Consider the following 14,176-nt stretch of genomic DNA (forward strand, 5'->3'; position numbering starts at 1 on the left):
AACGCCACTCACCTCATCGTGAATTCAACTTTCCATGCGAAGTCAGCGGATGTACTCGTAATAGTCGCCGTGCACGTTGCCCCGCCACTTGGCGTTGCAGTTTTGGTCCACTGGGGCTGCTTGATTCCCCCCGGTAACATACGCATCTGAAATGTGGTGCCAAAAGCACACGTCTTGCTGCCAATGGTGTAGCGCACCATCGCACCATTTACGTCCGGGCTTACCAACCGCTGCACGCGCATGAAGGTGGAAGATGAGGCTGGAATCATATTGGAGGGTTTAGGGTTGGCGATCTGATAGGTGCTGCTCTCATTTGAGGTTACCAGTTTCATGACCGCGGGCTGAGCGCCGAGGTTTTTGATGGTCACTTCAACGGGCGGCCCCGCCTGCGCCAGGCCGGCGGCAAGCAGCGATACGGTGGCAAGCACAATCTGCGATGTCTTTTTCATTAGCGTGATCTCGTCTCTTCCATGTGATTAAGGATGAGACGCCCCTGATGGCCAGTGGCCTCAGGCTGCCCAAGACGCTCCGTCGTTCATGGACAGCTCCGAATAGGGGCGTCCAAGGGTGTTAACGACCAGCCCCGGAAAAACCTTAGCTTTCGCATGGCTTTGAATATTTCTGAATGTGAACCCGCACCACACTGAAGCAGGGATCACGCAGCCACCATGCCAACAAACCAGCGCCAAAAAATCGGCATACGAGCTGTTATCGCAAACCGTCATAAGCCCATTCGTAGTTTTTTGACGAATTTTGAAAAAAATTTTTCGGTGCTGGCACAAAAATATCTCACCCGGATTTCGCCCTTTATATACAGGGGTGCGCCTGAGGCGTGCTATCAGTTTGAAAGTATTCGCCACTGAAGAATTATTTAGAAATCTTTCATCGAGGCGAAACCCACCCAGGAACTTCTTCTGTGACGCATCGCTCATAGTGCCGTAACGAATTTCATGCCTGTGCGGTGTGAGAGATGACTTACAGATGACAAGCAGCCGCGAACCAATAGCGGCTCCGAAACTTTTAACAGATGCCACGGGTACTCCCGTAGGCCCTGCCCAGCAGGAGAGACGCGCCCCTAAAGAATCGTCCTAGTGGTTGATTTCAAAGGATTTTTCCACTTGAAAGAACAAGCACAGCAACGCGCCAAGTAGCGCTTTGCAATAAAGACGGCTGCATTTCAGGGCACGCCTATTAATTACTGGCCTTTGACTGCCAACTTTGAGTGCACAACGTTGTGCGCTCCGGATTTATTCATGCCTGCGCTCGGTGAAGTGTGCATTCGCCATGGGATCCGTGCGCCCTAAAACTGTTGTTAATCAACCCGGTCCGGCTCTTCCCGGAAGAGCTGGCGTGATAAACACATGAGGTGATAGCGATGCGTATCAGCATCTTTGGTTTGGGTTATGTGGGTGCGGTCTGTGCAGGTTGCCTGACGGCGCGAGGCCATGACGTGATTGGTGTGGACGTGTCCAGCACCAAGATCGACCTGATCAACCAGGGCAAGTCGCCCATCGTCGAACCTGGCCTGGAAGCACTGCTGCAGCAGGGCATCGCCAACGGCCGCCTGCGTGGCACCACCGACTTCGCCGAGGCCATCCGCGCCAGCGACGTGTCGATGATCTGCGTCGGTACCCCAAGCAAGAAAAATGGCGACCTGGGCCTGGAATACATCGAGTCGGTCTGCCGCGAAATCGGCTACGTCCTGCGTGACACCACTCGCCGCCACACCATCGTGGTGCGCAGCACCGTGCTGCCAGGCACGGTCAAGAACGTAGTCATCCCGATTCTCGAAGACTGCTCGGGCAAGAAAGCCGGCGTCGACTTCGGCGTCGCGGTCAACCCCGAGTTCCTGCGTGAAAGCACCGCGATCAAGGATTATGACCACCCACCGATGACTGTCATCGGCGAACTGGACAGCGCCAGCGGCGACGTCCTGCAAAGCCTGTACGAAGAACTCGATGCACCGATCATCCGCAAGCCGATCGAAGTCGCCGAGATGATCAAGTACACCTGCAACGTCTGGCACGCCACCAAGGTCACCTTCGCCAACGAAATCGGCAACATCGCCAAGGCCGTCGGCGTCGATGGCCGCGACGTGATGGACGTGGTCTGCCAGGACAAGGTGTTGAACCTGTCGCAGTACTACATGCGCCCTGGCTTCGCCTTCGGCGGCTCGTGCCTGCCCAAGGACGTGCGCGCCCTCACCTACCGTGCCGCCAGCCTCGACGTACGGGCGCCACTGCTCGACTCGCTGATGCGCAGCAACGAATCTCAGGTGCAGAACGCCTTCGAACTGATCGAAGCCCACGACAAGCGCAAGGTCGCCTTGCTGGGCCTGAGCTTCAAGGCCGGTACCGACGACCTGCGTGAAAGCCCGCTGGTGGAGCTGGCCGAGCGCCTGATCGGCAAAGGCTACCAACTGGACATCTACGACGAGAACGTCGAGTACGCCCGTGTTCACGGTGCGAACAAAGAGTACATCGAGTCGAAGATCCCGCACGTCTCGTCGCTGCTCAACGCCAACTTCCAGAAGGTCATCGACAACGCCGACATCATCGTCCTGGGCAACCGTGACGAGCAGTTCCGCGCCCTGGCCGAACAAGCGCCGGAAGGCAAGCAAGTGATCGACCTGGTCGGCTTCATGAGCAAACCGACCTGCAACATCAGCCGTACCGAAGGCATCTGCTGGTAAGCCAGCAGCCAGGCAGCGCAGGCCTCCTGCGCTGCCCTTTTCCCAGAATTCTCGACGGATGCTGAACATGCAAAGGCTACAGACAGTGCTGCTGCAGTGCGCCGGTTGGCTGCTCTACATGAGCCTGCTCATGTTGATCGCCCTGGCCTTGCCGGCCGAAATCTTCGACTCGCAGTCCAAGCACTTCATCTTCCTGGTCGGCGCAGTCGGCATCTGGCGCTACTCCATGGGCGCCACCCATTTCATTCGCGGCATGATCTTCCTATACGGCGTGTACCCCTACCTGCGCCGCAAGGTGCAGAAGATGGGCAGCGCGGCCGACCCGTCGCACGTGTACCTGATGGTCACCAGCTTTCGCATCGAAGCATTGACCACTGCCCAGGTGTACAGCTCGGTGATCCGTGAAGCGATCGATTGCGGCTTCCCCACCACCGTGGTCTGTTCGCTGGTGGAAATGTCCGATGAACTGCTGGTAAAGAGCCTGTGGGCCAAATACAACCCGCCCGCCCACGTGAAGCTGGACATCGTGCGCATCGCCGGGACCGGCAAGCGTGATGGCCTGGCGTACGGCTTTCGCGCCATCTCGCGGATGCTGCCGGATGAGAACGCCGTTGTCGCGGTGATCGACGGCGACACCGTGCTGGCCGAAGGCGTGGTTCGCAAGACCGTACCGTGGTTCAAGCTGTACCCGAACGTCGGTGGCCTGACCACCAACGAGTTCTGCGAAGTGCGCGGTGGCTACATCATGAGCGAGTGGCACAAGCTGCGCTTCGCCCAGCGCCACATCAACATGTGCTCGATGGCCCTGAGCAAGCGCGTGCTGACCATGACCGGGCGCATGTCGATGTTCCGTGCCAGCGTCGTGACCAACCCCGAGTTCATCGCCGACGTCGAAAGCGACTCGCTGATGCACTGGCGCCTGGGCCGCTTCAAGTTCCTCACCGGGGACGACAAGTCCAGCTGGTTCAGCCTGATGCGCCTTGGCTACGACACCTTCTACGTGCCGGACGCCGCCATCAACACGGTCGAGCACCCGCCGGAGAAGAGCTTCCTCAAGGCCAGCCGCAAACTGATGTACCGCTGGTACGGCAACAACCTGCGGCAGAACTCCCGCGCGCTGGGCTTGGGCATGCGCCGTCTGGGGCTGTTCACCAGCATCGTGCTGTTCGATCAGCGCGTGTCGATGTGGACCAGCCTCTTGGGCCTGACCGTGGCTGTGATCGCCAGCCTCAAGTTCGGCCTCGGCTTCCTGCTGGTGTACCTGCTGTGGATCGGCATCACCCGCCTGATCCTCACCATCATGCTGCTGTGCTCGGGGCACAACGTCGGCCCGGCCTATCCGCTGATCCTTTATTACAACCAGATCGTCGGCGCGCTGATGAAGATCTACGTGTTCTTCCGCCTCGACAAGCAGTCCTGGACCCGTCAACCGACTGCCCTGAAACGCGACCTCGCCAGTTTTCAACAATGGTTCAACACCTGGTCCTCGCGGACCATGACCTTCTCGGCTGCCAGCATCTTCGTCGCTGTGCTGTTCATGGTCGTGTGAGCCCAACCCGGATCGGAACTAACAGGAACAAACCACCATGAATACCGCCGTGAACGTCAATGTCGTGCATGAGTCCGAAGCCCAGCGCCAGCACGCCCGGGTGCGCATCCCGGCCAAGCTGCGCTACCTGGATGGCGAACGCCAGACCCAGGAGGTCAAGGTCGAAGACCTGTCCGCTGGCGGCTTGAGTTTTTACGCCAAGCAGCCGCTGAAGGTCGGTCAGGTACTGCGCGGGCGCTTGCAGTTCGTGGTCGACAACCTGGGCCTGTCGATGGACATCGAGTTTCAGGTGCGCTCCTGCAACCCGAGCGATGGCCGTACCGGTGCGCAGTTCCAGAACCTCGAACCCCGCGACATCGCCACCCTGCGCCACATCATCACCAGCCACCTTTCGGGTGAACTGATCAGCGTCGGCGACGTGCTCAGCACCCTGCAGCGCGACAACTTCACCAAGGCGCGCAAACAGAAGGACGGCGGCTCCGGACTGTCCGCTTTCGGCCGCCTCAAGGCAGTGACCGTGACCCTCGGGGTGTTCGTCGTTGGTGTGGCCGCCTTCGGCTTCGTCGCCAAATCGCTGTACGGCATGTACTTCGTCAGCCACGCCGAAGCCGGCGTGGTCGCAGTGCCGACCACCAACATCACCATGCCGCGTGACGGCACCGTCAACAGCCTGGTCGAGCCCGGTGGCATGGTGGTCAAGGGCGCGCCGCTGGCAAGCTTCAGCACCAGCATGCTGGACATGCTCAAAGGCCACCTGGACGACTCGCAGCTGGAACCGGCCAAGGTCGAGGAACTGTTCGGCAAGCAACTCTCCGGCACCCTCACCAGCCCCTGCGATTGCGTAGTCGCCCGCCAGCTGGTGGACGATGGCCAGTACGCCGCCAAGGGCCAGCCGATCTTCCAACTGGTCCCGCGTACCAGCAACCCGATGGTCGAGGCACGCTTCAGCTACCGCCAGTTCGACGAAGTCAAGCCAGGTACCCGCGTCAACTTCCAGGTGGCGGGCGAAACCGAAGTGCGCACCGGCCAGATCGTCAGCAGCGCCAGCCTCGACAGCGAAAACCTGGCGTCCGACATCCGCGTGCAGATCAAACCAGACGGCGGCCTGCCTGCCGAGCTGGCCGGGCGCCCGGCATCGGTCAGCAGCGACCGTGGCCCTTCGCTCAACTGGCTGATCGACAAAGCCGTGGCCCGTGGGCTGTAAGAGGATCAAACGATGATTCCCCACAAGAAAAGCGCAAGCCTGGGCCTCTGTGCCCTGGCCGCGGCGATCGCCCTGGCAGGCTGTGCGGGCCTGCCTGACCAGCGCCTGGCCAACGAAGCCCTCAAGCGCGGTGACACCGCGCTGGCCGAGCGCAACTACAAGGCCCTGGCTGACCTGGGCTACAGCGACGCACAAGTAGGCCTGGCCGACATCAAGGTCGCTACCCGCGACCCTTCGCAGCTCAAGGAAGCTGAGGCCACTTATCGCGCTGCGGCGGCAACCTCGCCACGCGCCCAGGCACGCCTCGGCCGCCTGCTGGTGGCCAAGCCCGACAGCACCCAGGCCGAACGCGAAGAAGCCCAGGCCCTGCTCAAGCTCGCCGCCAAGCAGGGCCAAGGCAATACCCTGATCCCGCTGGCGATGCTCTACCTGACCTACCCGCAGAGTTTCCCCAACATCAATGCCCAGCAGCAGATCGACCAGTGGCGCGCTGCCGGCAACCCGGAAGCGGGCCTGGCCCAGGTGCTGCTGTATCGCACCCAGGGCACCTACGACCAGCACCTGGGTGAAGTCGAGAAGATCTGCAAGGCTGCGCTGAACACCAGCGACATCTGCTATGTCGAGCTGGCCACCGTGTATCAGAAACGCGGCCAGGCCGACCAGCAAGCCGCCCTGCTCGGCCAGCTCAAGTCCGCCTATGCCCGCGGTGCGGTGCCTGCCACTCGGGTCGACAGCGTTGCCCGTGTACTGGCCGACCGTAGCTTGGGCCAGACTGACGAAAAAACCGCCAAAGCGCTGCTGGAACAGGTCGCCCCGGCCAATCCGGCTTCCTGGGTGAGCCTGGCGCAACTGGTCTACGACTTCCCGGAACTGGGCGACACCGACCAGCTGATGGCCTACATCGACAAGGGCCGCGAAGCCGAACAGCCGCGTGCCGAACTGTTGCTGGGCCGCCTGTACTACGAAGGCAAGACCTTGCCCGCCGATGCCGAAAAGGCCGAACACCACCTGCAGGCAGCTGCCGAGGCCGGCGAAGTCAGCGCCCACTACTACCTTGGCCAGCTGTATCGCCGTGGCTACCTGGGCAACGTCGAGCCGCAAAAGGCCGTCGATCACCTGCTCAGCGCAGCCCGCGGTGGCCAGAACAGTGCCGACTATGCCCTTGCCCAGCTGTTCAGCGAAGGCCATGGCATTCGCCCACAACCTGGCAACGCCTGGGTATTCGCCCAGCTTTCGCAGGCCAACCCGACGCCGCAGTCCACCGAGCTGCTGCAGCAACTCGACCAGCAGCTCACGCCTGACCAGCGCAGCCAGGCACAAAGCCTGCTGACGCAGGAAAAGCAGGCTCGCGGCAGCATGGCCCAAGGCGGCACCCTGGCCCTTGAGGCCCTGCAAGACGACGAAAAAGAAGTAGACGGTGAGGACTCGCTATGACGCTCAATCCCTTCGTGAAAGCCGGCATCGGCCTGAGCTTCGCCCTGCTGTGGTCCTGCCCGACCCTGGCCGACATGACCGCCCAGAAAAACTTCGGCCTGGATGTGAAGATCACCGGCCAGTCGGAAGACGATCGCGACCTGGGCACCCGCTCCGGCGGTGACGTCAACGGCCTGGGCCTTGACCTGCGCCCTTGGGTATACGGCGAGCGCGGCAACTGGAGTGCCTTCGCCATGGGCCAGGCCGTTGCTGCCACAGACACCATCGAAACCGACACCCTGCGCCAGAACGATGACGGCACCACCACCGACACCGGTGACGACAGCCGCCAACCCGACAAAAGCTATCTGGCCATGCGCGAGTTCTGGGTCGGCTACAGCGGCCTCACGGCTTACCCGGGCGAGCAGCTGCGCCTTGGTCGCCAACGCCTGCGCAGCGACGACGGCATGTGGCGCGACACCAACATCGAAGCGTTGAACTGGACCTTCGACACCACCTTGCTCAAGGCTGACCTGGGTGTGGCCCAACGCTTCAGCGAATACCGCACCGACCTGACCGAGCTGGCCCCGGAAGACGAAGACCGTACGCACATCTACGGTAACGTCGCCACGCAGTGGACACCCGGCCACTGGGTCGGCCTGCGCGCCCACCACACCCATGACAGCGGCAGCCTGAAAAGCCCGGGCGAAACCATCGACGCACTGGACAAGACTCGCACCGGCGACCTCACCTGGCTGGGCCTGGAAGCCAACAGCGACGCCTACAACTGGCGCAACGACCACACCGTCAACTACTGGGGCAGCCTGACCTGGCTGACCGGTGATCGCGACAAGCTCAACAGCCAGCTGGTCGGTGACGACCAGGTCGTCGTCGGCAAGCAGAGCGGCGACGTCAACGCCTGGGCCACCGACCTGGGCATCCGCCTGCGCCTGGACCCGAACTGGCAGGTTGGCGCGGCCTATGCCCGCGGCAGCGGCGATGGTGGCGACGACGGTTCGAGCAACTTCGAGCAGACCGGCCTTGAGAGCAACCGCTCCAACTTCACCGGTACCCGTTCGCGCGTGCACCGCTTCGGCGAGGCCTTCCGCGGCGAGCTGGGCAACCTGCAGGCGGCCACCCTGTTCGCCTCCTGGCAACTGCGCGAGGACTACGACGCCAGCTTCATCTACCACAAGTTCTGGCGTGTCGATGGTTCGCAGAACATCGGCTCCAGCGGCATCAACGCTGCAGTCAACGACAACGGCGTGAGCCGCCCGCTGGTCAACGGCGAGAAAGACCTGGGCCAGGAAATGGACGTGGTCGTCACCAAGTACTTCAAGCAGGGCCTGCTGCCTGCTTCGATGAGCCAGGCGATCGACGAGCCGTCCGCGCTGGTGCGCCTGCGCGCCGGTGTGTTCAAGCCCGGCGATGCCTATGGCAAGGAAGCGGACTCCTACATGCACCGCGCCTTCGTCGACGTGATCTGGCGCTTCTAAGGCCGGTAGAGGACCTGCAATGAACCTTCACCCGCACTTACGTCACAGCCTTCTGGCCAGCGCTCTGCTGCTGGCCTCAGGGCTGGCCGTCGCCGCAGAACCTGCGGTGATCGCCAAGGAACTGCAGCATGCCAAGACCTACACCGTGTCCAGCGCACCGACCGAGCCGTTGCACATGGACCCGCCCAAGCTGCCCGATCTGAGCGGTTACACCGCCGCCGCTGTGCAGAAAAAGATCGACCGCAGCCACAAGGGCAAGGTCAGCGTGCGCCGCATGCTGCAGGAAGAATCGCTCAAGGAATTCATCGGCGGCGACAACAAGGCTGCCGAGTGGGTACAACGCCAGCACGGCATCCCCCAGGCGATCTTCGTCGATGACGGCCATGTCGACCTGGTCGAACTGAGCAAGAAGGTGCCCAAGCAGTACCTCAGCGAAGTCGAGCCAGGTGTTTACCTGGCGCGCCTGCCGATCGTGGTCGGGCACAAGGGCATCCTCGAGATCGACGGCAAGGTCAAGCAACTGCGCCTGTCCCAGGAGGGCGGCGCGTTCCTGGTCAATGACGGCAAACTGTTCGTCAGCGACACCCAGGTCACTGGCTGGCGCGAGAAGGACAACGGCCCGGCGACCTTCCGCTCGCCCAATGAATTCCGCCCGTTCCTGCTGTCGTGGGGCGGCACCGAGACGTACATCGTCAACACCAAGATGGCCAGTTTTGGCTATGCCAAGTCCAAGTCTTACGGCGTGAGCATCTCGCAGTACACCCCGAACATGGCCAAGCGCATGGGCCGCCCGGAGCCCACCGGCTGGATCATCGGCTCGGAATTCAGTGACATGTGGTACGGGTTCTACTGCTACGAGACCCAGGACTTCGTGGTCAAGGACAGCACCTACCGCGACAACATCGTCTACGGCATCGACCCGCACGACCGTTCGCACCGCCTGATCATCGCCGGCAACACGGTGTATGGCACCAAGAAAAAGCACGGGATCATCGTCTCGCGTGAGGTCAACGACAGCTGGATCATCAACAACAAGAGCTACGACAACAAGCTCTCGGGCGTGGTGATCGACCGTAACAGCGTCAACAACCTGATCGCCTACAACGAAATTTACCGTAACCACACCGACGGCATCACTTTGTACGAAAGCGGTGACAACCTGATCTGGGGCAACAAGCTGATCAACAACCGTCGCCACGGCATCCGCGTGCGCAACAGCGTCAACATCCGCCTGTACGAGAACGTCGCCATGGCCAATGGCCTGGTTGGCGTGTACGGGCACATCAAGGACCTGTCCGACACCGACCGTGACATCGCCCTCGACCCGTTCGACACCAAGGTCTCGCTGATCGTGGTCGGCGGTGAGCTGGCGGCCAACGGCTCGGGGCCTCTTTCGATCGATTCGCCGCTGTCGGTGGAGCTGTACAAAGTCTCCATGCTCGCCCCGCGCAAATCCAACGGCATCAGCCTCAACGGCATCCTGGGCGAGCGCCAGGACGAAATCCTCGACCTGCTGGTGCGCCAGCAGAAGGCCGTGCTGATCGACCCGGTCGAACGCCAGACCGAAATGATCGATTAAGGAAGCCCAGACCATGACCCCACACTTGATGAAACTGCTGGGCCTGTCCGCCGCCCTCCTGGCCATCAGCCAGGGTGTGCGCGCCGACGAGGTCAAGGCGCCGACCTTCACTGCCGAGCCTTGCTGCCAGCTGTGCCCCGAAGCACACGACGCCAGCCGCTACACCACACGCTACCAGCAGAACTTCACCACGCTGGTACAGGCCAAGGGTGACTGGCTGTTCCGTACCCGCGAAGACCTGCGTACCGAGTTCAGCACCACACCGGCAGGCTACAAACGCCTGCAGCAAGTGCACGACGCGTTCAAGAAGCGGGGCGTGGAACTGGTGGTGGTGTACCAGCCCACCCGGGGCCTGGTGAACCGCAACATGCTCAACCCGGCCGAGAAAGCCGCCTTCGATTACCAGAAGGCCCTGGGCAACTACCAGGCCATGCTCAAGCGCTTCGCCGGCATGGGCTACAACGTGCCGGACCTGTCGCCGCTGACCAACGAACAGTTGGCGGCCGCCGAGCAGGGCAAGGACTTCTACTTCCGTGGTGACCAGCACTGGACGCCTTACGGCGCCGAACGTGCAGCCAGGATCGTGGCCGACACCGTACACAAGATGCCGGCCTTCGAAGGTATCCCGCGCAAGGAATTCGAGACCCACAAGTCCGGGCGCATGGGCAAGACCGGCACCCTGCACAACGTTGCCGGGCAGCTGTGCGGCACCAGCTACGCCGTGCAGTACATGGACCAGTTCGCCACCGAACCGAAAGGCGCCAGCGGCGGCGACGATCTGTTCGGCGACAGCGGTAACGCCCAGATCACCCTGGTCGGCACCAGCCACAGCGGCAAGAACTACAACTTCTCGGGCTTCCTCGAGCAGTACATCGGCGCCGACGTGCTCAACGTCGCCTTCCCTGGCGGCGGCCTGGAAGGCTCGATGATCGAGTACCTGGGCAGCGAGGAATTCCAGAACAATCCACCGAAGATCCTCATCTGGGAATTCTCGCCGCTGTATCGCCTGGACCAGGAAACCATCTGGCGGCAGATCCTCGCTCTGCTCGACGATGGCTGTGACGCGCGCCCGGCACTGATGAGCGCCAGCAGCACCCTCAAGCCCGGCAAGAACGAGCTGATGGTCAACGGCAAGGGCGGCGTGATCAAGGACCTGGTCAACCGCAACCTGCAGATGGACATCAAGTTCGAAGACCCTTCGGTCAAGGTGCTGCAAGCCACCCTCTGGTACCTCAACGGGCGCCACGAGGACATCAAGATCGAGAAGCCGGAAACCTCCGACACCAATGGCCGCTTCGTCTTCCAGATGCGTGAAGACGAGGACTGGGCCAGCCAGAACTTGCTGGCCCTGGAAGTCCAGGGGCCAGAAAGCGGCACCCAGAAGGTCGAGGCCAAGCTCTGCAAACGCAACAACTACGCCGTGCCCGCGCAAACCGCGCAGGCCGGCCAGTGAGGCGACCATGACTGCATTCAAGCGAATATTCAGCCCCGCCCTGCTCGTTCTGGCCCTGTACGGAGGTGCCGCGCATGCCGCGCTGGTACCGCCCCAGGGTTATTACGAGGGGATTGAAAAGATCAAGACCAGCGACGGCAACTTCCGCTGCGAATCTGCGCCCAAACCTTTCACCGGCGCGCTGCAATTTCGCAGCAAGTACGAAGGCTCGGACAAGGCTCGGGCGACCCTGAACCGGGACTCGGAACAAGCCTTCCGCGACTCCACCAAAGACATCACCACCCTTGAGCGTGGTGTCGCCAAGATGGTCAACCAGTACATGCGTGACGGCCGCCCGGCACAACTGGACTGCACCCTGACCTGGCTGGGCACCTGGGCACGCGCCGATGCGCTGATGTCCACCAACTACAACCACACCGGCAAGTCCATGCGCAAATGGGCGCTGGGCAGCATGAGCGGCTCGTGGCTGCGCCTGAAGTTCTCCAATTCGCAGCCACTGGCAGCACACCAGGCCGAGGCCGAGCTGATCGAGAAGTGGTTCGCCCGCCTCGCCGAGCAGACCGTGCGCGACTGGAGCAACCTGCCGCTGGAGAAGATCAACAACCACAGCTACTGGGCGGCCTGGTCGGTGATGGCCACCGCCGTGGCCACCGACCGCCGTGACCTGTTCGACTGGGCGGTGAAGGAATACAAGGTCGGCGCCAACCAGATCGACGACCAAGGCTTCCTGCCCAACGAAATCAAGCGCAAGCAGCGTGCCCTGGCTTACCACAACTACGCCCTGCCGCCACTGGCGATGATCGCAAGCTTTGCCAAGGCCAATGGCGTGGACCTGCGCAGCGAAAACAACTTTGCCCTGCAGCGCCTGGGTGAAGGCGTGCTGTACGGCGCCCGCGACCCGCGCCACTTCGCCGAGCGCGCGGGTGAGAAACAGGACATGAAGGACCTCAAGGTCGACGGCAAGTACGCCTGGCTCGAGCCTTGGTGCGCGCTGTACCAGTGCGTGGGCGACACGCTTGAGCGCAAACACCGGATGCAGCCGTTCGACAGCTTCCGCCTGGGCGGCAACCTGACCCGGGTCTATGACCCGAGCGCGCAATCCAAGAAATGAGCGTTGCCTGAATGGGGGCCGCTTTGCGGCCCATCGCGACGCAAGGCCGCTCCTACAAGGACGGCGCTGAATCTGTAGGAGCGGCCTCGCGTCGCGAAACGAGGGCCAAGCCCCTCGCCAGCGGTATTGAAGCAACAAAGGTTTCCTCCAGTTTCTCACTGGGGGGTTTGGGGGGCGCTTTGCCCTGGATGCTGTGAACAATTTAGGAGAACCGGGATGGTCTTCTCGTCCAACGTGTTCCTGTTCCTGTTCTTGCCGATATTCCTCGGCCTGTACTACCTGAGCGGGCAACGCTATCGCAACCTGCTGCTGCTGGTCGCCAGCTACATCTTCTACGCCTGGTGGCGGGTGGACTTCCTCGCCCTGTTCGCCGGTGTCACCCTGTGGAACTACTGGATCGGCCTGAAAGTCGGCGCCGCCGGCGTACGCACCAAGCCTGCACAGCGCTGGCTGCTGCTGGGCGTAGGCGTGGACCTGGCGATCCTCGGCTACTTCAAGTACGCCAATTTCGGCGTCGACAGCCTCAACGCGATCATCAGCTCGTTCGGCCTTGAGCCCTTCATCCTCACCCACGTGCTGTTGCCGATCGGTATCTCGTTCTACATCTTCGAGTCGATCAGCTACATCATCGATGTGTACCGCGGCGACACCCCGGCCACCCGCAACCTGATCGACTTCGCAGCGTTCGTGGCGATCTTCCCGCACCTGATCGCCGGCCCGGTGCTGCGCTTCAAGGACCTGGTCGACCAGTTCAACAACCGCACCCACACCCTGGACAAGTTCTCCGAAGGCTGCACCCGCTTCATGCAGGGCTTCATCAAGAAAGTGTTCATCGCCGACACCCTGGCGGTGGTCGCCGACCATTGCTTCGCCCTGCAGAACCCGACCACCGGTGACGCCTGGCTCGGTGCGCTGGCCTACACCGCGCAGCTGTACTTCGACTTCTCCGGCTACAGCGACATGGCCATCGGCCTGGGGCTGATGATGGGCTTCCGCTTCATGGAGAACTTCAAGCAGCCTTACATCAGCCAGTCGATCACCGAGTTCTGGCGCCGCTGGCACATCAGCCTGTCGACCTGGCTGCGCGACTACCTGTACATCACCCTGGGCGGCAACCGCAAAGGCACCTTCAACACCTACCGCAACCTGTTCCTGACCATGCTGCTGGGCGGGCTGTGGCACGGCGCCAACTTCACCTACATCATCTGGGGCGCCTGGCACGGCATGTGGCTGGCAATCGAGCGAGCACTGGGCCTGGACACCAACCCGCAGCGCTTCAACCCGGTCAAGTGGGCGTTCACCTTCCTGCTGGTGGTGGTCGGCTGGGTGATCTTCCGCGCCGAAAACCTGGAAGTGGCCGGCCGCATGTACGGCGCCATGTTCAGCTTCGGCGAGTGGCAGCTGTCCGAACTCAACCGCGCCCAGCTCACCGGGCTGCAGGTGGCGACGCTGGTCATCGCCTACATCACCCTGGCGTTCTTCGGCCTGCGTGACTTCTACCGCAATGCCACCCCGCCGGCAGCCATGCGCACCCCGGCGCAGGTCAATGCCGACGGCTCGCTTGGCCTGGACTGGACCCGGGTGATGACCCGCGCCCTGATCCTGCTGCTGTTCGTGGCCTCGATCCTCAAGCTTTCGGCGCAGAGCTACTCGCCGTTCCTTTACTTCCAGTTCTGAGG

Annotated in this window: 11 protein-coding genes; 9 read left to right on the top strand and 2 right to left on the bottom strand. The window is 62.1% G+C overall.

Annotated elements, in window-relative coordinates:
* Positions 1-8: 8 nt before the first annotated feature.
* Together IWW33_RS06865 and IWW33_RS06870 are read right to left on the bottom strand one after the other, a co-directional pair.
* The gene (locus IWW33_RS06865; RefSeq protein ID WP_161872587.1) at positions 9-449 is read right to left on the bottom strand and encodes a hypothetical protein; all 441 of its coding nucleotides are present in this window, start codon (positions 447-449) and stop codon (positions 9-11) included.
* Positions 450-509: 60 nt separating this feature from the next.
* Positions 510-1,034 carry a hypothetical protein gene (locus tag IWW33_RS06870; RefSeq protein ID WP_174142264.1) on the bottom strand — a complete coding sequence of 175 codons (525 nt, stop codon included), beginning with the start codon at positions 1,032-1,034 and terminating at the stop codon, positions 510-512.
* 341 nt (positions 1,035-1,375) lie between these two features.
* On the opposite strand from IWW33_RS06870, the gene IWW33_RS06875 reads away from it, so the two are divergent.
* The 9 genes from IWW33_RS06875 to IWW33_RS06915 all read left to right on the top strand — a co-directional run bounded on the left by IWW33_RS06875 (position 1,376) and on the right by IWW33_RS06915 (position 14,174).
* Positions 1,376-2,692 (top strand): UDP-glucose/GDP-mannose dehydrogenase family protein, encoded by a 1,317-nt coding sequence (locus tag IWW33_RS06875; protein ID WP_119688305.1) that lies wholly within the window; start codon positions 1,376-1,378, stop codon positions 2,690-2,692.
* Positions 2,693-2,759: 67 nt separating this feature from the next.
* A complete protein-coding gene (gene alg8, locus IWW33_RS06880; RefSeq protein ID WP_174142263.1) occupies positions 2,760-4,241 on the top strand; it encodes a mannuronan synthase in 1,482 nt (493 codons plus the stop codon).
* Between the two features lie 37 nt (positions 4,242-4,278).
* Entirely contained in the window at positions 4,279-5,445 is a 1,167-nt protein-coding gene (locus IWW33_RS06885) for an alginate biosynthesis protein Alg44 (RefSeq protein ID WP_174142262.1), read from the top strand.
* Positions 5,446-5,457: 12 nt separating this feature from the next.
* A complete protein-coding gene (gene algK, locus IWW33_RS06890) occupies positions 5,458-6,879 on the top strand; it encodes an alginate biosynthesis TPR repeat lipoprotein AlgK (protein WP_119688304.1) in 1,422 nt (473 codons plus the stop codon).
* The gene (locus IWW33_RS06895) at positions 6,876-8,354 is read left to right on the top strand and encodes an alginate export family protein (protein ID WP_196914257.1); all 1,479 of its coding nucleotides are present in this window, start codon (positions 6,876-6,878) and stop codon (positions 8,352-8,354) included. Before algK ends, IWW33_RS06895 begins: the two co-directional genes overlap by 4 nt.
* A gap of 19 nt (positions 8,355-8,373) precedes the next feature.
* Complete coding sequence (gene algG, locus IWW33_RS06900) at positions 8,374-9,933, top strand: mannuronan 5-epimerase AlgG (RefSeq protein WP_115273614.1); 1,560 nt, start codon at positions 8,374-8,376, stop codon at positions 9,931-9,933.
* Positions 9,934-9,946: 13 nt separating this feature from the next.
* Positions 9,947-11,386 carry an alginate O-acetyltransferase gene (locus IWW33_RS06905; RefSeq protein ID WP_115273613.1) on the top strand — a complete coding sequence of 480 codons (1,440 nt, stop codon included), beginning with the start codon at positions 9,947-9,949 and terminating at the stop codon, positions 11,384-11,386.
* Positions 11,387-11,393: 7 nt separating this feature from the next.
* On the top strand, positions 11,394-12,497 hold the full coding sequence (locus IWW33_RS06910) for a mannuronate-specific alginate lyase (protein WP_012312810.1): 1,104 nt from the start codon (positions 11,394-11,396) through the stop codon (positions 12,495-12,497).
* 216 nt (positions 12,498-12,713) lie between these two features.
* Positions 12,714-14,174, top strand: a complete 1,461-nt coding sequence (locus IWW33_RS06915; protein ID WP_012312809.1) for an MBOAT family protein — start codon at positions 12,714-12,716, stop codon at positions 14,172-14,174.
* Positions 14,175-14,176 lie beyond the last annotated feature (2 nt).

It is taken from the genome of Pseudomonas sp. M2 (genome assembly GCF_015751845.1).
Classification (GTDB): domain Bacteria; phylum Pseudomonadota; class Gammaproteobacteria; order Pseudomonadales; family Pseudomonadaceae; genus Aquipseudomonas; species Aquipseudomonas putida_E.

Excerpts from the sequence above, each read along its gene's own strand:
- IWW33_RS06905 (WP_115273613.1), top strand. The coding sequence starts at position 9,947 with ATGACCCCACACTTGATGAAACTGCTGGGCCTGTCCGCCGCCCTCCTG.
- alg8 (WP_174142263.1), top strand. The coding sequence starts at position 2,760 with ATGCAAAGGCTACAGACAGTGCTGCTGCAGTGCGCCGGTTGGCTGCTC.
- algG (WP_115273614.1), top strand. The coding sequence starts at position 8,374 with ATGAACCTTCACCCGCACTTACGTCACAGCCTTCTGGCCAGCGCTCTG.
- IWW33_RS06915 (WP_012312809.1), top strand. The coding sequence starts at position 12,714 with ATGGTCTTCTCGTCCAACGTGTTCCTGTTCCTGTTCTTGCCGATATTC.
- IWW33_RS06910 (WP_012312810.1), top strand. The coding sequence starts at position 11,394 with ATGACTGCATTCAAGCGAATATTCAGCCCCGCCCTGCTCGTTCTGGCC.
- IWW33_RS06895 (WP_196914257.1), top strand. The coding sequence starts at position 6,876 with ATGACGCTCAATCCCTTCGTGAAAGCCGGCATCGGCCTGAGCTTCGCC.
- IWW33_RS06875 (WP_119688305.1), top strand. The coding sequence starts at position 1,376 with ATGCGTATCAGCATCTTTGGTTTGGGTTATGTGGGTGCGGTCTGTGCA.
- IWW33_RS06865 (WP_161872587.1), bottom strand. The coding sequence starts at position 449 with ATGAAAAAGACATCGCAGATTGTGCTTGCCACCGTATCGCTGCTTGCC.
- algK (WP_119688304.1), top strand. The coding sequence starts at position 5,458 with ATGATTCCCCACAAGAAAAGCGCAAGCCTGGGCCTCTGTGCCCTGGCC.
- IWW33_RS06885 (WP_174142262.1), top strand. The coding sequence starts at position 4,279 with ATGAATACCGCCGTGAACGTCAATGTCGTGCATGAGTCCGAAGCCCAG.